The sequence below is a fragment of the Mesorhizobium oxytropidicola genome (genome assembly GCF_056174625.1).
This window is the reverse complement of the sequence record NZ_CM149692.1, coordinates 2979309-2997026: the sequence shown is the minus strand read 5'-3', so window position 1 is coordinate 2997026 and position 17718 is coordinate 2979309. Positions and strand designations below refer to the sequence as shown.

General features: G+C 65.5%; 20 protein-coding genes. 13 read left to right on the top strand and 7 right to left on the bottom strand.

The features are described from left to right. Window position 1 precedes the first annotated feature (1 nt). Complete coding sequence (locus tag AC0V8S_RS14960) at window positions 2-730, top strand: Crp/Fnr family transcriptional regulator (protein ID WP_183461672.1); 729 nt, start codon at window positions 2-4, stop codon at window positions 728-730. A 55-nt stretch (window positions 731-785) separates the two neighbouring features. On the opposite strand, the gene AC0V8S_RS14955 is transcribed toward AC0V8S_RS14960, so the two are convergent. Further along, window positions 786-1286 (bottom strand): hypothetical protein, encoded by a 501-nt coding sequence (locus AC0V8S_RS14955; RefSeq protein ID WP_475438161.1) that lies wholly within the window; start codon window positions 1284-1286, stop codon window positions 786-788. Further along, window positions 1283-1573 (bottom strand): hypothetical protein, encoded by a 291-nt coding sequence (locus AC0V8S_RS14950; RefSeq protein ID WP_475438160.1) that lies wholly within the window; start codon window positions 1571-1573, stop codon window positions 1283-1285. Before AC0V8S_RS14950 ends, AC0V8S_RS14955 begins: the two co-directional genes overlap by 4 nt. A 237-nt stretch (window positions 1574-1810) precedes the next feature. Here AC0V8S_RS14950 and AC0V8S_RS14945 point away from each other — a divergent pair, with 237 nt between their 5' ends. Together AC0V8S_RS14945 and AC0V8S_RS14940 are read left to right on the top strand one after the other, a co-directional pair. Next, window positions 1811-2554, top strand: coding sequence for a helix-turn-helix domain-containing protein (locus AC0V8S_RS14945; protein ID WP_475438159.1), 744 nt, complete (start codon window positions 1811-1813; stop codon window positions 2552-2554). A gap of 109 nt (window positions 2555-2663) precedes the next feature. Further along, the gene (locus tag AC0V8S_RS14940) at window positions 2664-3338 is read left to right on the top strand and encodes a GntR family transcriptional regulator (RefSeq protein WP_475438628.1); all 675 of its coding nucleotides are present in this window, start codon (window positions 2664-2666) and stop codon (window positions 3336-3338) included. On the opposite strand, the gene AC0V8S_RS14935 is transcribed toward AC0V8S_RS14940, so the two are convergent. Then, entirely contained in the window at window positions 3335-4582 is a 1248-nt protein-coding gene (locus AC0V8S_RS14935) for an NAD(P)/FAD-dependent oxidoreductase (protein ID WP_475438158.1), read from the bottom strand. The two genes, AC0V8S_RS14940 and AC0V8S_RS14935, sit on opposite strands and share 4 nt — an antisense overlap. A 61-nt stretch (window positions 4583-4643) precedes the next feature. Then, window positions 4644-6032, bottom strand: coding sequence for an aminotransferase-like domain-containing protein (locus AC0V8S_RS14930; RefSeq protein ID WP_183461682.1), 1389 nt, complete (start codon window positions 6030-6032; stop codon window positions 4644-4646). A 289-nt stretch (window positions 6033-6321) separates the two neighbouring features. Here AC0V8S_RS14930 and AC0V8S_RS14925 point away from each other — a divergent pair, with 289 nt between their 5' ends. The 8 genes from AC0V8S_RS14925 to AC0V8S_RS14890 all read left to right on the top strand — a co-directional run bounded on the left by AC0V8S_RS14925 (window position 6322) and on the right by AC0V8S_RS14890 (window position 15158). Further along, on the top strand, window positions 6322-7449 hold the full coding sequence (locus AC0V8S_RS14925; protein WP_475438157.1) for an ABC transporter ATP-binding protein: 1128 nt from the start codon (window positions 6322-6324) through the stop codon (window positions 7447-7449). Between the two features lie 48 nt (window positions 7450-7497). Beyond that, the gene (locus tag AC0V8S_RS14920; protein ID WP_183461686.1) at window positions 7498-8547 is read left to right on the top strand and encodes an ABC transporter substrate-binding protein; all 1050 of its coding nucleotides are present in this window, start codon (window positions 7498-7500) and stop codon (window positions 8545-8547) included. A 2-nt stretch (window positions 8548-8549) separates the two neighbouring features. Next, a complete protein-coding gene (locus AC0V8S_RS14915) occupies window positions 8550-9830 on the top strand; it encodes an ABC transporter permease (protein ID WP_183461688.1) in 1281 nt (426 codons plus the stop codon). 2 nt (window positions 9831-9832) lie between these two features. Beyond that, window positions 9833-10660, top strand: a complete 828-nt coding sequence (locus AC0V8S_RS14910) for an ABC transporter permease (RefSeq protein ID WP_183461690.1) — start codon at window positions 9833-9835, stop codon at window positions 10658-10660. Window positions 10661-10946: 286 nt separating this feature from the next. Next, window positions 10947-11684: a DUF2306 domain-containing protein gene (locus tag AC0V8S_RS14905; protein WP_475438156.1), complete on the top strand. Its 738-nt coding sequence runs from the start codon at window positions 10947-10949 to the stop codon at window positions 11682-11684. A gap of 265 nt (window positions 11685-11949) precedes the next feature. Continuing rightward, window positions 11950-13926, top strand: a complete 1977-nt coding sequence (locus AC0V8S_RS14900) for an acyltransferase family protein (protein ID WP_475438155.1) — start codon at window positions 11950-11952, stop codon at window positions 13924-13926. A 429-nt stretch (window positions 13927-14355) separates the two neighbouring features. Further along, the gene (locus AC0V8S_RS14895) at window positions 14356-14775 is read left to right on the top strand and encodes a hypothetical protein (protein WP_475438154.1); all 420 of its coding nucleotides are present in this window, start codon (window positions 14356-14358) and stop codon (window positions 14773-14775) included. A gap of 77 nt (window positions 14776-14852) precedes the next feature. Next, complete coding sequence (locus tag AC0V8S_RS14890) at window positions 14853-15158, top strand: hypothetical protein (protein ID WP_475438153.1); 306 nt, start codon at window positions 14853-14855, stop codon at window positions 15156-15158. 56 nt (window positions 15159-15214) lie between these two features. Here AC0V8S_RS14890 and AC0V8S_RS14885 read toward each other — a convergent pair whose 3' ends face one another. The 3 genes from AC0V8S_RS14885 to AC0V8S_RS14875 form a co-directional block, all read right to left on the bottom strand. After that, window positions 15215-15808: a DUF6456 domain-containing protein gene (locus tag AC0V8S_RS14885; protein WP_475438152.1), complete on the bottom strand. Its 594-nt coding sequence runs from the start codon at window positions 15806-15808 to the stop codon at window positions 15215-15217. Window positions 15809-16043: 235 nt separating this feature from the next. Next, window positions 16044-16349, bottom strand: coding sequence for a hypothetical protein (locus AC0V8S_RS14880; protein WP_475438151.1), 306 nt, complete (start codon window positions 16347-16349; stop codon window positions 16044-16046). Further along, window positions 16270-16944, bottom strand: coding sequence for a YdaU family protein (locus AC0V8S_RS14875; protein ID WP_475438150.1), 675 nt, complete (start codon window positions 16942-16944; stop codon window positions 16270-16272). The genes AC0V8S_RS14880 and AC0V8S_RS14875 overlap by 80 nt, the downstream gene beginning before the upstream one ends. A gap of 86 nt (window positions 16945-17030) precedes the next feature. Here AC0V8S_RS14875 and AC0V8S_RS14870 point away from each other — a divergent pair, with 86 nt between their 5' ends. Together AC0V8S_RS14870 and AC0V8S_RS14865 are read left to right on the top strand one after the other, a co-directional pair. Further along, window positions 17031-17315 carry a DUF982 domain-containing protein gene (locus AC0V8S_RS14870; RefSeq protein WP_475438149.1) on the top strand — a complete coding sequence of 95 codons (285 nt, stop codon included), beginning with the start codon at window positions 17031-17033 and terminating at the stop codon, window positions 17313-17315. A 99-nt stretch (window positions 17316-17414) separates the two neighbouring features. Continuing rightward, complete coding sequence (locus AC0V8S_RS14865) at window positions 17415-17717, top strand: DUF982 domain-containing protein (protein ID WP_095200549.1); 303 nt, start codon at window positions 17415-17417, stop codon at window positions 17715-17717. The last annotated feature ends 1 nt before the right edge of the window (window position 17718 follow it).

Below are 17718 nucleotides of genomic sequence, written 5' to 3'. Positions count from 1 at the left end.
CATGACTGAATTTGATCCCGACCGAAATCAATACCAAAACCAGCTGCTGCTGCGCATGAGCGCGGATGATCTCGCATTGCTGGAGCCGCATATGCAGCGTTGCGAATTACCGCTGCGCATGATGCTTGTCACGCCCAATGTCGCGATAGAGGCCGTCTACTTTATCGAACAAGGCATTGGTTCGGTTGTCGCCAGGACGACGAGCGGCCGAGACGCGGAGGTGGGCTTCATCGGCTTCGAGGGCATGACCGGGTCCACCCTGGTGATGGGCGACGACCGTGCCGCGCATGCCTGTTTCGTGCAGCTCGAAGGCGAGGCCATCCGCATCGATGCCGCCCCGTTCAACGCGGCCCTTGCGGCGAGCCCGACCTTGCGCCTGTTCCTGCTGCGCTTCGTCAACACGCTGCACACCCAGGCCGGCTGCACCGCGCTGGTCAATGCAAGGCTGAAACTCGAGGAGCGTCTGGCACGCTGGCTGCTGATGTGCGACGACCGGGTGCCTGGCGAACGCCTTGCCATCACCCACGAATTTCTTTCCATCATGCTTGGCGTGCGGCGGCCTGGCGTCACAGTCGCCCTGCAATTGCTGGAAGGCCGCGCGCTGATCCGCTCGCGCCGTGGCGAGATCGTCATTCGCAACCGCGCCGGACTGCTGGAACTCGCCAATGGCAGTTACGGCGAACCCGAAGCCGAATATGCCAGGCTGATCGGCGAGATCATGCCAGGCTGATCGGAAAGATCATGCCAGGCTGATCGGAAAGATCATGCCAGGCTGATCGGAAAGATCATGCCAGGCTGATCGGAAAGATCATGCCGGGCTGATGGGTGAGATCGTCGCCGGCCGACACATCAAGCGTCGGCATCCTCGCCGAACGTCCCCGCATCCGAAGCCACGGCACTTGCGCCGCGCCCGGTCTCGTCGCTTGCCTCCATGACGACCAGCCGCGCTGGTGGCGAATAGGCAGGCATGCTGATCTGATGCACAGTCCGTCGAACTCTTCCGCCGTGCCCGGACGCTCGAAGAATGGCACACGCGGATCGAGCGGTGTCACGTCGAAGCGCTGCCCGGTCAGGAGGCTCTCGACGACGACATGCTTGTCGAGAATGTCGCCTGGAGACATCAGCCAGCCGCGCACCACCCGCCAGTCCGGATGTTCAGCGACAAAATCATTGCCGTTCTCATGCGCGTCGCAGCCGTCCATGAGAGACAGGCCCAACCTGACATATCTGTAAGGGACCAGGACCGCCGCGCGGCTGCCGGCGCGAAGTCTGGCGAAAAGGCTCAAGGCAGGCGCCGCACGCGCGTCGCTGCCTTGCCCGCGCCCGGCTTGACCGCCCTCGTCTGGAAGTGGGCAACCGTGCCGTTTGCGCCAACTGGCCCATCCCTGCCAACCGGCATGCCGGCATGCTCCAGGCCAGCGAGCTTGCACCTGGTCTGCTCGGCCGCCGCGCCGATCAGGCAATCGATGGCGAACATGGTGCCGGCGTGATCGCTTGCCGCGACCGCCTGGCGGATCTTGCTCAATTGAGTGTAAGTATAGTCGAGAATATCGATCAGCTCTGCGTGGTCCAAAGCACTCTCCATCATTCGATGTCGAGAGGCCGATCCAGGGTCGCTCTTGGCCTGAAGCTACGCCCATTCGCATGGCTTGCATAGGCGATATGTACGAAATCGTACAATTCACGCGCCTGTGCGCCGGCCACGCTATTGGCCAAAGGTCCCATTCGCGACAGCGCGATGTTGTGCGAGATTGGCTGAATATAAGCAATTGCTGAATAATGGTCCGGACGGCTGTCGAGGGGCGGTGTCGTGCCAATCCGCAAGAATCTTGCCGCGAATCTGCGACGGCTGGTCTCCGGCCATGCGTCGGTGGCCGCCGTATGCCGCGGACTGAACATGAGCCGCACGCAGTTCGAGCGCTATCTGCAAGGCAAGAGCGTGCCCAACCGGGCCACGGCGAAACTGATCTGCGCCTATTTCCGCATCGACGAGGATGAACTGTACCGCGCGCCGGAAGCCCCCGCGCCCGCAAACCCGACCCTGTTGCCGATCCACCAGAGGCTTTACGAGAACATGGTGCGTGGCCCGGCTCCAGCCATCGCCGGCGGCACCTATTTCACCTACTTTGCGGTTCCCGACCGTCCCGATCTTGTGATGCGGTCGGTCACCTTCGTGCGGCGCGAGGCCGAACAGGTGACCTTCAGGCGCGTGACCCGCTGGGCCGACGGCCATCGCCAGGGCGGAGCGCGGGCGCCGGGCTGGCACTATGGCGTGGCGATCTCGCGGCTGAACTGGATCTATTTCGCCGGGATCAACCGCCGGCAGACCGGCGAGCCGTCGATCGTGGCCGTGCAGTGGGCGCCGTTCTCGGAGCCGGTCCTGGTCGGCAACGCCTTCATCCTGACCCACGCGGGGCCGGTCAGCGTAAAGGTCATCATGCGCCAGGAGGTCCGCCGGATCAGCCTGAGACAGGCGCTGCAAATGTCGGGGATCGTCAGCCTCGACGACCCGCGCCTCGACCAGCTCGTGGCCAGCCTTTTCCGCGAAGGCTAGAGTGGCATCCCAGGTCAACAAAGATTAGCTTTGGCCAACAAGAGGTTGGCCGGGTCGACAAGGTCGGCCGGGACCGACAAGGGTCGGCTTGGGAATGCAAGGGTTCGCGATGCTCAACAGTTTCGACTATGGCGGCAAGGAAGCCGACACCGTGCACGCGCTGGAGGAGGACATCATCTTCGGCCGGCTGGCGCCGGGCGAACGGCTGGTCGAGGACGTGCTGCTCGCCCGCTTCCCGGTTTCGCGCCACACCATCCGCCAGGCGCTGTACCAGTTGGAAAAGCTCGGCATCGTCACCCGCGAGCGCAACAAGGGTGCCATGGTGCGCCGGCTCTCGCCCGACGAAGTGCGGCAGATCTACGAAGTGCGCGAAATGCTGCAGCGCCAGGCCGCGCTGATGATCCGCCTGCCGGTCAGCGACGCGCTGATCGCGCAACTGGAGGAGATCCACCGCATCTACAGCGGCCATGTCGATGCAGGCTATCTCAGAGGCATCCACGAGGCCAACGACCGCTTCCATCTCACAATGTTCTCGGCCTGCGGCAACGCCTACCTCGTCTCCTCGATCGAACACTATATGCGGCTCAGCCTGCCGGTGCGGGCCAATTCGCTGGCCGACCGAGAAAAGCTCGACGTCTCGCGCCAGCACCACTGGATGATGATCGAGGCGCTGAAGCGCCGGGACAATTGGGTGCTTGCGCAGCTCTGCGTCGACCATCTGCAGCCGAGCAAGGTGTTTTATCTCCAGGAGATCGAGACAGCGCCGGCGGGTGGCGCTAGTTAGAACCGCCCAGCTGAAAACGGCGCGAGTCTTTCGCTGTTGGGCCGCCGGTCGGCGATGAGGTCGCCAACCAGCCGCGCGGTGACGGCCGAGAGCGTCAGTCCGAGATGGCCGTGGCCGAAGGCGTAGATGACGTTGCGATTGCCGGGCGACTGGCCGATGACCGGCCTCGAATCCGGCAGCGAAGGGCGGAAGCCCAGCCATCGCGACGACGGCGGGCCGAGCGTGGGGAAGAACTGGCGCACGCCGCGATCGAGCAGCGCCAGCCGGCGCGGATTGGGTGGCGAGGCCAGGCGGCCGAGTTCCACCGTGCCGGCGACACGCAGCCGGCCGGCCATCGGCGTCATGTAGAAGCCGAGATCGACCGGGCACACCGGACGCGTCAACACCGGCGTCGGCGTCGCGAATTCAAGGTGATAGCCGCGCTCGGTTTCGAGCGGGATGCGGTCGCCGGCCTGTGCCGCCAGCGGCCGCGAAAAGGCTCCGGCGGCGATCACCACCTTGCTGGCGCGCAGGCTGAGGCCGGGGCCGCTGAGTTCGACGCCGCCGGCATCGGCGCGCAGCCTTGTCACCTCGCCCCGCAGCAAGGCGGCACCCCGGTCCGTCGCCGCCTTGAGCAGCCGCGCCATCATGGTTCGGGGATCGGTCAGGTTCATCGATTGCGGAAAGAACAGGCCGCCGCCCTGCACCGCCGGCAGGTTCGGTTCCAGCGCGGCCACTTCACCGGGGCTCAGCACCGCTTGGTCGACGCCGAATTCGGCGCGCAACGCCCGGCTCGACGCGCCGCCGGCAAGATCATTCAGGCGGCGATAGAGGTAGAGGCAGCCATTGCGGCGCAGCAAATCGCCGGCATCGGCCTCGTCAGCCATCTCCTCCCACGCCGGCAGGGAATCGGCCAGCAGGCCGGCCATCGCCACGGCATTGGCATGGGTGGCGGCAGGCAGCGATTGCCTGACGAACCGCAGCAGCCATGGCGCCAGATGCAGCAGCGCCGTCCAGCGCAGCGAAAACGGGCTGTCGGGGTCGAGAAGCAATTTTGGCAACGCGCGCAGCACCGCGGGATTGCCGACCGGCATGCAGGCATATTCGGCCAGCGTGCCTGCATTGCCTGATGAGGCGCCCGAGCCCGGCTCGTTGGGATCGATGAGCAGGACTTCGCGGCCGTCGCTGGCCAGGCGCAGCGCCGTCGCCAGCCCGACCACGCCGGCGCCGATGACGGCGATCTCGACACTCTTCGAAGCTGTCACTTGCTGTTCCCCCATGCCTGTCCTTGTCCCAAAACCGCTGCGCACTTTTGGGCGGCAGGCATCAGACAAAACCCGGCAGCTGCAGGTGCCCGGCCGACAGCAGCTCGGCCATGGTGGTCAGCGCGGTGCGCAGATCGTCCTGCGAGCGCGCAGCACCCACATTGATGCGCACGCCATGCTGGACCGGTTCGCGGCCGACAGCGAAGGCGTCGCCCGGCAGCAGCGCCACGCCGCGCTCCAGGCAGGTGCGGGCAAAGCCGGCACCGCGCCAAGGCTCGGGCAGGCGCAGCCAGGCATGGGTGGCGCTCGGCTGGCTCTGCACATCGTAGCGGCCGAGGATTTCGCTGAGGATCGCCTGGCGCTGGCGCAGTTCGTGTTTCTGCACCTCGATGATGCGCGCTGCCGCGCCGTCCTCGATCATCCGTGCGCCGATCAGCGCCGTCAGCGGGCTGATGCTCCAGCAATTGATGCGCAGCGCCGCCGCGACCTGGCCGGCAATGGCGCGTGGCGCGATGACGAAGCCAAGCCTGAGGCCCGGCGCCAGGCATTTCGACAGCGCGCCGATATGCACCGTCAGCTCCGGCTCCAGGCTGGCGAAGGAGGGCAAGGCCTCGTCGGCCAGCGGCCGGTAGACGTCGTCCTCGATGATCAGGACATTGTGGCGGCGCGCGACGGCGGCAAGCTCGTGGCGGCGCGCTTCGCTCAGCGTAATGGTCGTCGGATTGTGCAGCGTCGGCACCAGGAATACCGCGCGGGGGCGCAGCTGCGCGCAGGCGGCGTCGAAAGCATCCGGCCGCATGCCGCCGCGATCCATGGCGACGCCCCTGAGATCGAGCCCATGCACCCGGCAGAGCGCGTTGATGCCCTGATAGGTCACCTCGTCGGCAAGCACCACCTCGCCCTGCCTGGTCACCGCGCCAAGCAGGCAGTCGAGCCCGTGCTGGGCGCCGGCCGCCAGCACCACGCGGCCGGGGTCGCCATCGCCGGCAACGGTCTTCAGCCAGTCGGCGACGGCCACGCGCGCCCACAGTGGCCCTTCCGGCGGATGGTAGTCCTGCAGCGAGGCATAGTGCGGATCCCTGGGCAGGCGCGGCAACAACACCGCCAGCGCGTCGAGATAGGCCGAGGTGGCGGGCCGGTTGACCGAGAGGTCGATGATGCCGCTCTCGTCGCTCGGCGCCGAGACGAAGCCGGGCCGCTCGGCCGCCTGCCTGGCCGCCACGGTCGTGCCCCGCCCCGGCCGCGCCTCCAGCAGGCCGCGCTGCTGCAGCGTCGCCAGCGCCCGCGTCACCGTGGTGACGTTGATGCCGAGCGCGCGCGCAATGTCACGCTGCGGCGGCAACCGGTCGCCGACCGCCAGCGTGCCCGTGGCAATGCGCTCGGCGATCGCGTCGGCCAGACGACGATAGACCGGACTTTCATCCTCGGTAAGGCGGAGATCGCTGAGCATGCTGGATGGATTCGGGGCTTTCGGCTTCGTCGTGGGCTTAGCATAAGACAATTCGCCGGACAATAGCACTTGTGTGACATGAATTCGGCTTTCCCAGCTGAAAATATCACACAATCGCGGCAAATACCGGCTTGACGGTCAAAGTTGTATGCATCTATGCTCGATTTCAGATAGATTGTGTGAGCATACAAGTTTGAATGACCCGCCGAGACGCGGGCATCCAATGGGACGGAACCATGCATCACAAGCCGCATAGTGTTTCAGCCGCTGCGTTTCGGGATCGCGTCCAATGAGCGCCCTGGCCGCATTATCGCCAGCGCCTGCCGCCGGCCCGGCTTTCGTCGATTTCGTCGATGTCGAGAAATCCTATGACGGCCGCGCCTTCGCGGTGACGCGGCTCAACCTCGGCGTCGCGCGCGGCGAATTCCTGACCCTGCTCGGCCCTTCCGGTTCGGGCAAGACGACGACGCTCAACATGCTGGCCGGTTTCGAACGGCCGACCAGCGGCACCATCACGCTGGAGGGCAGGCCGGTCGACCGCTTGCCGCCCTACCAGCGCAACATCGGCATGGTGTTCCAGAACTACGCCCTGTTTCCGCACATGACCGTTGAGGAGAATGTCGCCTTCCCGCTGTCCGTGCGCCAGGTCAGCAAGGCCGATATCGCGGCCCGTGTGGCGCGCGCGCTGGACATGGTGCGGCTGAAGCAGTTCGGCGACCGCAAGCCGGCGCAGCTTTCCGGTGGCCAGCAGCAGCGTGTGGCGCTGGCCCGCGCGCTGGTGTTCGAGCCGAGCCTGGTGCTGATGGACGAGCCGCTCGGTGCGCTGGACAAGAAACTGCGCGAGCACATGCAGCTCGAGATCAAGCAGATCCACACCATGCTCGGCGTCACCATCGTCTACGTCACCCACGACCAGAGCGAGGCGCTGACCATGTCGGACCGCGTCGCCGTCTTCAACAATGGCGCCATCGCCCAGCTCGGCTCGCCCGACGATCTCTACAACGCCCCGCAAAGCTCCTTCGTGGCGAGCTTCATCGGCGAGAACAACACGCTGGAAGGCGTCGTCGACCGCGTCTCCGGCCAGCAATGCCGCGTGCGGCTGACCGGCGGCGGCGAGCTTACCGCGCTCGCCATCGGCGTGGCGCAAGGTACTGCCTGCCACGTCGCCATCCGCCCGGAGCGGCTGAGCCTGACGCCGGCCGGCGGCAACGCCCTGCCCGCGACCGTCGATGGCCGCATCTATCTCGGCGACCATCTGCGCCTGCTCGCCAGGCTCGGAAACGACCAGGTGCTGACCGTCAAGGTCGGCCCCGAGGCAACCATGGCCAATGGCGAGGCCGTCACAGTGTCCTGCGCGCCGGGTGACTGCCGCGCCTTTCCTGCCGATTCCTCGGCCGCCAAGGCGGGGCCGTCCTGAACCAGCAATCTCAAGAACAGGTCCATCTCAAAAACAGGGGAAGAAAAAATGAAAATCGCAAAGACCCGGCTGCTCGTATTCACAGCGGCCACCGCACTCTTCACCATCGGCCATGCCTTCGCCGACGAATTGTCGATCATGGCCAGCGGCGGCGCCTGGCAGGACGCCCAGCGCAAGGCCTGGTTCGAGCCGTTCAGCAAGGAGACCGGCGCAAAAATCCTCGAGCAGGAATATCTCGGCGATCTCGGCAAGGTCAAAGCCATGGTCGACACCGGCAACGTGCCGATCGATTTGGTGACGGTGGAAACCGCGACCGTGCTGCAAGGCTGCGACGCAGGCATCCTGGAGCGCCTCGACTATGCCAAGATCGGACCGCGCGACAAATTCATCGAAGGCTCGGCGCTGGATTGCGGTGTCGGGCTCGATGCTTACGGCGACATCCTCGCCTATGACCCGACCGTGCTGAAGGAAGCGCCGACCTCGGTGCTCGACCTCTTCGACACCAAGAAATTCCCGGGCAAGCGCGCCATGCGCAAATTCCCGGCGCAGAACCTGGAATGGGCATTGATGGCCGATGGCGTCGCACCCGCCGACGTCTACAAGGTTCTGGCGACGCCGGAAGGCGTCGACCGCGCCTTCAAGAAGCTCGACACCATCAAGAAGGACATTGTCTGGTGGGATGCCGGCGCGCAGCCGGCGCAATTGCTCGCCTCGCAGGAAGTGGTGATGACCACCGCCTGGAACGGCCGCATCCAGAACGCCATCGACACCGACAAGAAGCCGTTCAAGATCGTCTGGAACAACCAGATCCTCGAATACGACATGATCGCCATTCCGAAGGGCGCCAAGAACCCGGATCTCGCCTACAAATACCTCGCCTATATCTCGAAGCCGGAAAACAACGCCAAGCTCGCCAGCTACATCACCTACGGGCCGGTGCGCACCGACGCTGCCTCCTTCGTCGCGGCCGATGCCTTGCCGAAATTGCCCAATGCCCCCGACCATCTTGCCGGCGCCTATCTCGTCGCCGACACCGAGTTCTGGGGCGACTATGGCGAAGACCTGGTCAAGCGCTTCAACGCCTGGCTGGCCCAGTAAGGATGTCGGCCTTGCTGCCCAGCGAACTCGACCGGCCCGCGCTGGCCCGCGGCCGGTCAGCCGCCGACGCTGACCCAAGGTCGGTGTCGGCGGCGCTGCGGCGCGCCGAATTCGGCGACCGGCTGCGCACGCTGGCGCTGGCTGCCCCCCTGCTCCTGCTTCTCGCCTTAAGCTTCGGCATCCCGATCGTGCTTTTGCTGTCGCGCGCCGTCTACGACCCGACCATCGCCGACGCTCTGCCGCGCACCAGCGTGGCCCTTGCCGACTGGAACGGCCAGGGCCTGCCCGGTGATGCCGCCTTCATCGCGCTCGCCGCCGATCTCAGCGAAAACCAGGCCAAGGGCGCCGCCTACGAACTGGCCAAGGCGCTCAACGCCCGCCTGCCCGGCGCCCGCAGCCAGGTGCTGAAAACCGTACGCCAGCTCGAAGCCGCCGGCGGCAAGCCGCCGCTCGACATCATGAAAGCCGTGCCCTTCTGGTCGGCGCCCGGCACCTGGCCGGTGATCGCCAACGGCACCCACGCCATCACCTCGTTCTATCTGTTGAGCGCGCTCGATCTCAGGTGGAACGCCGATGGCGGCATCGAGCGCGTGCCACCCGAACAGGCGATCTTCCTGCAAGTGTTCCTGCGCACCTTCTTCGTCGCGGCAGCGGTGACGCTTGCCACCTTGCTGCTCGGCTTCCCCTTGGCCTATCTCATATCAAGCGTGCCGAAGGGGCTGGCGGCGATCCTGATCGTGGCGGTGCTGTTGCCGTTCTGGACCTCGATCCTGGTGCGCACCGCGGCCTGGACGGTGCTTTTGCAGAAATTCGGCCTCGTCAACGACCTGCTTCTGTGGCTCGGCATCGCCTCCGAGCGGCTCGACCTGATGTACAGCCGTATCGGCCTGATCATCGCCATGACGCATATCCAGCTGCCGTTCACGCTGCTGCCGATCTACTCCGTCATGCGCACCATCGCGCCCTCGCAGATGAAGGCCGCCTATTCGCTCGGCGCAAAACCCTTCACCGCCTTCCGGCGCGTCTATCTCCCGCAGGTTTTCCCGGGCGTCATGGCCGGCTGCCTGCTCACCTTCATCCTGTGCCTCGGCTACTACATCACCCCCGCCCTGATCGGCGGCGCCAGCGACCAGCTGATCAGCAATTTCATCGCCAACTACGTCAATGTCGAACTGAACTGGGAGATGGCGGCCGCACTGAGCTTCATCCTGCTCGTCTTCACCCTGGCCCTGTTCGGCATCTTCGCCCGGATCCTCGGCCTCGACCGCCTGAAGATGGTGTAGCCATGCTGTTGTCGCCCTATCCGACCCCTGGTGAACGCATCCGCGTCGCGCTGCTCTGGCTGTGGTGCGGACTGGTCATCCTGTTCCTGCTGGTGCCGATCCTCATTCCCGTGCCGCTCTCCTTCAACAGCGGCGCCTTCTTCATCTTCCCGCTCGAAGGCCTGTCGACACGCTGGTACGAGGTGGTGCTGGGCACGCAGCGCTGGCAGTCGGCGATCGGCAACAGCCTGATCGTCGCCTTCGGCACGACGCTGATCGCCACCACGCTCGGCACGCTGACGGCCATCGCACTGTCCAACGAGAAGTTTCCCGGCCGCCGCATCGTCATGCCGCTGCTGCTCTCGCCGCTGATCGTGCCGGTGGTGATCACCGCCGTCGGCTCGTATCTGTTCTACGCCCGCGTTGGCCTCGCCAGCACCTATGCCGGCATCATCCTGGCGCATACCGCCCTTGCCAGCCCCTTCGTCGTCGTCACCGTCGGCGCCAGCCTCACCGGCTTCGACCGCAATCTGATGCGCGCCGCCGCCATCTCCGGCGCGAAACCGCTGACCGCTTTCTTCCGCGTGATGCTGCCGCTGATCCTGCCCGGCGTGCTTTCGGGCGCGGCCTTCGCCTTCGTCACCTCCTTCGACGAGGTGGTGGTGGTGCAGTTCCTGGCCAGTGCCGGCCAGCGCACCATGCCGCTCGAAATGTTCATCGGCCTGCGTGAAAAACTCTCGCCCGCCATCACCGCCGCCGCGACGCTGATGATGGCGCTGTCGATCGTGCTGTTGGTGGTGGCGAACCTTCTGGCCCGGCGCGGCCAGGGCCGACGGGCAGCAGCCGGCTGAGGCCGGTTTCGACAGCCATCGGCAATCCGGCGCGGAAACAGTGAAACTTTTCGCGCGGCGTTCTCGTTGCTGCCGGCATCGCCTTCCCAAGGCGATCGCAGACCTCCGATCATGCCCCGCCGGCCCCCTGCTGGTGGGGCTTTTTTTTGAGGCAGCCGGCGCGGAGCAATCACGGAGCCGGGGAAGTTTCAAATCGGCCGGACCCCGGCACCTCTGGTCAACTCCCGGCGCCCTTGCCGCTCCGGCGCCCTCTCGGCCATAATCCGCCCTCTCGCGGAGAACACCGATGTCGCTCAGCCCTTTGCTCCACGCTTCGCCCGTCATCCAGCTCCATGCGCTGATCGCCATCGCCGCGCTGCTGCTCGGCGCCGTGCAACTCCGGCGCACCAAGGGCGACCGGCTGCACCGGGCGCTTGGCCGCGTCTGGGTGGCGCTGATGGCGACGGTCGCCGCCTCCGGCCTGTTCATCTGGACGATCCGGCTCTGGGGGCCGTTCAGCCCGATCCACCTTCTGTCGGTTCTGGTGCTGGTGATGCTGTGGCGCGGCGTGCGCGCCGCGCGCGGCGGCAACATTGCCGCCCACCGCCGCATCATGCAGGGCACCTACATTTTCGGCCTGATCATTACCGGGCTTTTGACCTTCATTCCCGGCCGCACCATGTATGCCGTCGCCTTCGGCCCACAGGGCGCGACGCCACAAAAAGCTGATGGTCTTTGCCGGCCTGGTCATGGCGGCGGCCGCCGCCGGCCTCTATGCCGCGCGCGGTGCACGGGCGGCAGCGCCGCCCATGCGTGGAGAATCGCGGCCCGGAAGCGCATAGAGCCGCAGCTTGCAGGCCGGCTGGACGGCATGCGCCAAGCCGCGATCGAGATGTCAGCCGGGTGGCGGCGACCGGAAAGCCCGCCCTGTCGCATTGTCACCACGAACGGGCCGGCGAAAATCCCCGCTCAGACCGGGCCGGACGCAACGAACGCGACGACGGCGGACAGTTTTTCGCGCTTCACGAGAACCGGCTTTTCGTAAGTCTTCTTCATGGAATGCCCCAATGCCCCAGGAGTTGCCCGCGCAGGTCGCTATGGAAGCCCTTGCTTGTCAAGCAAACGCCCGACAAGGTTTCGTGATCGTCGGCCCGCATTCGCGGCCGTGCCACCGTCGTGGGTCGAGACATCCTGCGATTTTGTCCGCTTCCTTGTTCTGGCCATGTTGCACTGCGAAAGAAATGCTGCATTGCGATATCGGCTGACCGGGCCGACATGCGCGGCGGGCTGGGCACAACGAAGGAGCTATCGTGGCGGCATCGTTCCGGCCTGATATACAGGGATTGCGCGCGCTGGCGGTCGGCGGCGTCGTTGCCTATCATTTCGGCCTCACCGCCCTGCCCGGCGGTTTTGCCGGCGTCGACATCTTCTTCGTCATTTCCGGCTGGCTGATCACCACGCATTTGATGCACGAGATCACCGAGACCGGCCGGCTCGACCTCTGGCGTTTCTATGCGCGGCGCGCCCGGCGCCTTCTGCCGGCGGCCCTGTTCGTCATCCTGGCGACACTCGCCGCAGGCACTTTCATCCTGGCGCCGCAGGAGCAGGCGCTCTATTCGCGCGGCGCCATGTTCGCCTCGGCCTATGCCATCAATCTGTGGCTGCTGCGCTGGTCGTTCGACTATTTTGCTTCGGACGCTGCCAGCAACCCCTTCATCCATTTCTGGTCGCTGTCGGTGGAGGAGCAGTTCTATCTCGTCTGGCCGGCGCTGCTGCTGTTCGCCGCCTGGCTGCATCCCGGCCGGCGCATGGCGGTTGTGGTGATCGGCGTCGCCGGCCTCGCCTCCTTCGCCGCCTGCCTGTGGCTGACCAGCCTCTCGCCGGCCTGGGCCTTCTATTTCTCGCCGCTGCGCGCCTGGGAGTTCGCCGCCGGCGGCCTGGCGACGCTGGCGCCGGCGACCTTGTTGCGGAACCGCGCATGGCTGCGCGCAGCGCAGGGCTGGCTCGGCCTGGCGCTGATCGCCGTCGCCTATCTCTGCCTGAGCGAAGACCTGCCCTTCCCCGGCTGGTACGCGCTGCTGCCGGTCGCCGGCACGGTGCTGGTGCTGCTGAGCGGCGCCGGCGAAGAACACGATAAGCAGACAGCCAGCCCGACCAGCTGGCAGGCCATCACGCCCGCCGCAGCACTGTCGCTGCCGCCTCTGCAATGGATCGGCGCGCTCTCCTATTCGCTCTATCTCTGGCACTGGCCTGTTATCGTCTATGCCGGCATGCTGGCGCCGGATCTCACCATTCCGCAGCGCCTTGGCTGCGGCGCATTGGCACTGGCGCTGGCCTTCCTCACCTATCGTCTGATCGAGAACCCGGCGCGGCGCGGCGGCTGGCTGACCGTTGGCGTTCGGGCGCTGGTTCCAGCGCTGGCGCTGACCGGCGTCGGCATGGCGGTGGCCTATGCCAATGCGCATCTCGCCACAGGCAATATCGACTCGGCCCAGCGCGGCATCGAACAGGCGGCCGAACAGCCTTCCACCGCCCGCGCCACCGACGAAAACTGCCTGCTCGACTTCCACACGGTGAAGCCGAAACCCTGCACCTTCGGCGCGGCGGACGCCGCCCACACCATCGTGCTGTTCGGCGATTCGCACGCCGACCACTGGTCGACGCCGCTGGTCGAGGCGGCCAGACGCAACGACACCAAAGTGGTCACTTACCTCAAATCCTCATGCCGCGCCTCGCGCCTGCCGACCTTCAGCGCGGTGCTGAAGCGCGACTACACCGAATGCGACGCCTGGCGCGAACAGGCAATCGCCGACATCATCCGCCGCAAGCCTCGCCTGGTGGTGATCTCGGAATTCTCGATCGGCAATCTGACGCGCGACATGCCCGCCGCCGGCCGCAAGGCCGAAACCGCGCGCTGGCAAGCCGGCCTGCGCTCCACCTTGCAGGCCTTCAGCCAGGCCGGCGTCGAGACCGCCGTCATCCGCGACACGCCGATCGGCGACAGTTTTGCGGACTCCTGCGTGGCGCGTGCCCTATGGTGGCGCGACGCTCCCTCGCGCTGCGACACGCCGCGGGCGCAGGCCGCCAACGACAGCGCCGCCGCGCAAGAGCGCGCCGTGGTCAAAAGCGTGCCCGACACGCTCTATGTCGACCTCACCGACCGCTTCTGCGGCCCGACCCAGTGCCACGTCTTCATCGGCGGCAGGCTGGCGTTTCGCGACCGACACCATCTGGCGACGGCATTTGCCGAGACGCTGGAGGCGCCGCTGGAGAAGGCGCTGTTTTAGGGGGTGAGCGCCCTTCCTTCTCCCCTTGCGGGGCCTGAAGGGCGGGCGAGACCCGTGGCTCGCCCCGGGGTGGCCTCGCGAAGCGAGGTCCGATGAGGGGTGCTCCAGCTTGGCGAGGACGGCACTCCGTCACCCACCCCTCAACCGTCTCGGCGCTGCGCGCCGATCCACCTTCTCCCACAGGGGGAGAAGGCAAGAGCCGCTCAGCCACCCCTAGCCAACTTCGCCACATAGCGCTCAAGCGTCACCACGCTCGGGCCGGGTTGGCGGGTAGTAGGCTCTTCGAAACGCATGCGCTTTATACTGATGACCTTGAGACGTTTTTGGTTTTGCGATTGATTGGGAGCAGTTTCGGGCCGGAATCAATTCTGAAAAATTTCAACACGTCTGGGATCAAAATAGGTGTCTAGGATGGGCGGGATAGACTTGTTGAAGCGGCTGGCGGTCAATCTTGTTGCCTTGGCGCTGGCCCCGTTTATCGGATCAGTCGCCGTCACCCAGGTCGCCTATGTGTTTCACGTCCATGTGGCAAAGAACCCGATGGCTCCGCTTGTCCTAGGATTCCTCATTGCGCTTATCGTAGCCGCGATTGCGCCAAGGACAGCGTTCTGGCCAAGGTTTCTCGTGTTCACCGGCATTTTCCTCTTGGAACTTGCCTTGTACGTCGTCTTTACCAATACGATGCTGTTCCTTTTAGAGCACTACTGGAGTGGAAATTTGGAGGCGGCCAAACCTTGGCTGCATATCGGCTTGTTGATGCACATCATAACCTTCGTGGCCGGCCTCTTGGTGCTGCGCCGGTTTCGGCTACCAAAACCTACCGAGATCGACGTGGATTGGGCTCGGTAGCCAGTCCATTTGCAAATCCATGGAACGGGACCGCCCCTCGGGGGTTATATTAGATCGACCTTGAGAAGGAGGTAGCCATGAAGAAGCTCCTGCTTGCCTCGGTTATCGCCATTGCTTCGGCGGCGGCGATGATCGCCCCGGCCAACGCCCGCAGTCACGTCTTTATCGGCATCGGCGGCGGCTACAACGACTACTACGGCAATGACTATTATGATGGCTATGGGGACTATGGCGGCCGTTACGTCTACAGCCCCTACGACCCCTACGATGACGGCTACAGGCCGCGTTATTTCCACCGGCACCACCACCGTTGCCACATCGAAGTGATCAATCACTGGCGCCATCATCACAGGATCATCGAGGAAGTCCGCGTCTGCGGATAACTGAACTTGTGAACTGATCCGGCCGGCATTGCCGGTCGGATTGTTTCGCGGGCCCCTCACCGCCCCATCATCATCCCATAATGCACCGCCAGCAGGTCGAGCCCGACCTTCAGCAGCTTCGTCACCACATCCCTTCCCTCGCCCATCTGTTCCGCCAGGCTCTTGATCGAGTCACCCGCGCAACAAACTTTCTGCACCACCGCCGCGACCTCCCAATGGCATAGCGCCCTCGTTGCCGCGGCATGCGCGCGGCCGGCGTCGAGCACGCTGTCGGCGATGCCGCCGCCAAGGCGGCCGCCGTCGACGCGCTCGCTCCAGCGCATCGGTTTCACGCTGGCCTGCTGGCTGCACTGAAAGTCGTCGCGGTAGCGCTGGCCGGCCTCGCGCTGCTGGCGCGACAGCGAGGTGATGCCGAGCAACGGATCCACATTGCGCACCCGCACGATGCCGCCGGTGGAGGTGTAACCGTCATTCGACACTTCGTAGACGCGCCTTGCTTCGGCCGTGCCGGCGTTGAGCCGCTTGCGGCCGAAGGCGTCGTCGCTGAGCGCGAAATCATGGCCGACCTCGCGGCGGATGCGCACCTGCTCTGCCTCGCCCTTGGGGAGTTTGGGGGCCTGCGGTTTGGCGGGTTTGGCCTGTTTGGGCATGGAGGCTCCTTGGGTTGGGGTGTGGTGGTTTTGGTTGGAGAGGGCCGCGGGACAGCGCCCCCCTCTGGCCTGCCGGCCATCTCCCCCACCAGGGGGGAGATCGAAATGCCTCGCGGCCTTCGCCAATCGCCAGCGTTGCAAGGAGAGCGGCGCGGGCGACGCTGCCAATCTCCCCCCTTGTGGGGGAGATGGCCGGCAGGCCAGAGGGGGGGCGCTGTCCCGCCGACCTGTCCGATCATCCCGTCACCTGCTTCGTCGGTACTTGCGCTCCCCGCCGCGCCATCAGCTCGCGCATCGTTTTCCGCTCCCGCACTTCGATGCAAAGCTGGGCGCTCGATGGGCAGAACTGGGCGTTGCCGCTCTTCACCTCGCCGCGCACGAAGCGCTGGATGGCGGTTTGCAGATCGGCAAGTTCGGCGTCGCGCACAGCACTGAGATAGCCGCGCATCTGCATCTCGACGTCAGTCAGGGCGGATTGCGGGAAGCATGCGAACATCGCGGCCAGCGCCTTCGTCGCCTGCTGCAGTTCGGCTGCGGTCATGGCTGCGGATCTCCTCGATGATGGCGTTGGCGGCGTCGGTATGGGTTTTCGGCCGCTGCCAGCCGGGCGGTTTTTTCGGACTGGCTGCACGCGATGAGGAACGCTGCGTGTTGTCGCGAGAGAGCGCCTCTCGTTCTCCTTGCGCCGAAAGATGCCGGTTGTTTTCGCCTGAAAAAGCGGAAGCTTTTTCACTCTGGTTTCTGGAGTCTGGAAAATGCCGCGGCAAAGCGCCGGCATTTGCCGCCCCAGGCGCCTTTGTTTTCAAGGCGGTGGCGGCGCCGCCGCGGGCGCCAGCGGCGGCCCTCGCCTCGCTTTTGACCAGCGCCTTGTGCAGTTCCTTGGTCAGCCTCTTGTGGCCGATCTCGCCCGCCTCGCGCTCGAAGAAGGTCAACAGATCGCCGCTGATGGCACGCCATCTCTTGAGCGACAGCCGCGCCACACGCGCCAACTTGGCGTCGTCGTCGGGCAGCCGGCCGCCGGCGTTCCACATCGCCATCAGCATGAGCATGTAGGCGCCGATCTGCTCGGTGGAGAGTTGCAACGTGTCGCCGACGAAATCGGAGACGTAGAGCTGCATGAAGGGCCGCTCGCTCATGTCTGCCCCTTGCTTGCACGCACGCTAATGGAACCAGCCGCAGACCCGCACGTTATGACGCGACCATGCCAGAGGGAGGTTTGCCGATGACGGCGTTCGTGCCGATTACGCTGCGCTTTTGCGACAACAAGACCATGCTGGTCGGCTCGGTGGCCGACGCCGAGGCGGCATTGCGACACCAGTGGCCCGACAAGACGGCACCCGCCTATATCGAAGCTGCAAGGCTGGTCAGGCTGGCGGTCGTCGAGGGCAGTTGCTGCCCGCGCACTGCCTTCGAAGCCTTCAGCAAGGCCGCCCGGCAACAGGGAATATTGGTGGCCAAGCGCAGAAGCCGGGCGCATGATTGGCTCGACGCCGCCGCCAACCCGTGAAGCCCGCGCGAAGGCGATGCAACCGCTTGGCGGCCTCGCGCGTTTATAAGCGTCGGCTTGAAAGCCGCGCCGAGATCGAGGGTGAACGCCGTGGGTACGATGAAGACGCCGCTCAAAGTAAGCATGGACGGACATGTCGAGGAGATCGACAGCGTCAGCGATGCCGCCGACTTCCTGCAACGCTGGCCGATCGATCGGCGCGGCCATGTCTATCGCAGCGCGCTCAACGCCTGCAGTGCCGCGATCGCGGCGCAGATTTCCGAATCCGACGCGATGAAAGTGTTCACCGGCTTTGCCCGCGTCGCAGGCATCCTGGTTGCCGAAGCTGGCCCGGCCATGCGGCTGGAGCCACGCAGCGTGCAAAGCCGCATGCCCAAACAGGGCCGGCAGATACCGAAATAGG

Bases quoted from the DNA above. Each gene is read 5' to 3' on its own strand.
- AC0V8S_RS14940 (WP_475438628.1), top strand. From the start codon at position 2,664: ATGCTCAACAGTTTCGACTATGGCGGCAAGGAAGCCGACACCGTGCAC.
- AC0V8S_RS14910 (WP_183461690.1), top strand. From the start codon at position 9,833: ATGCTGTTGTCGCCCTATCCGACCCCTGGTGAACGCATCCGCGTCGCG.
- AC0V8S_RS14930 (WP_183461682.1), bottom strand. From the start codon at position 6,032: ATGCTCAGCGATCTCCGCCTTACCGAGGATGAAAGTCCGGTCTATCGT.
- AC0V8S_RS14875 (WP_475438150.1), bottom strand. From the start codon at position 16,944: ATGAGCGAGCGGCCCTTCATGCAGCTCTACGTCTCCGATTTCGTCGGC.
- AC0V8S_RS14905 (WP_475438156.1), top strand. From the start codon at position 10,947: ATGTCGCTCAGCCCTTTGCTCCACGCTTCGCCCGTCATCCAGCTCCAT.
- AC0V8S_RS14925 (WP_475438157.1), top strand. From the start codon at position 6,322: ATGAGCGCCCTGGCCGCATTATCGCCAGCGCCTGCCGCCGGCCCGGCT.
- AC0V8S_RS14885 (WP_475438152.1), bottom strand. From the start codon at position 15,808: ATGCCCAAACAGGCCAAACCCGCCAAACCGCAGGCCCCCAAACTCCCC.
- AC0V8S_RS14865 (WP_095200549.1), top strand. From the start codon at position 17,415: ATGAAGACGCCGCTCAAAGTAAGCATGGACGGACATGTCGAGGAGATC.
- AC0V8S_RS14890 (WP_475438153.1), top strand. From the start codon at position 14,853: ATGAAGAAGCTCCTGCTTGCCTCGGTTATCGCCATTGCTTCGGCGGCG.
- AC0V8S_RS14870 (WP_475438149.1), top strand. From the start codon at position 17,031: ATGACGGCGTTCGTGCCGATTACGCTGCGCTTTTGCGACAACAAGACC.
- AC0V8S_RS14880 (WP_475438151.1), bottom strand. From the start codon at position 16,349: ATGACCGCAGCCGAACTGCAGCAGGCGACGAAGGCGCTGGCCGCGATG.
- AC0V8S_RS14920 (WP_183461686.1), top strand. From the start codon at position 7,498: ATGAAAATCGCAAAGACCCGGCTGCTCGTATTCACAGCGGCCACCGCA.
- AC0V8S_RS14915 (WP_183461688.1), top strand. From the start codon at position 8,550: ATGTCGGCCTTGCTGCCCAGCGAACTCGACCGGCCCGCGCTGGCCCGC.
- AC0V8S_RS14960 (WP_183461672.1), top strand. From the start codon at position 2: ATGACTGAATTTGATCCCGACCGAAATCAATACCAAAACCAGCTGCTG.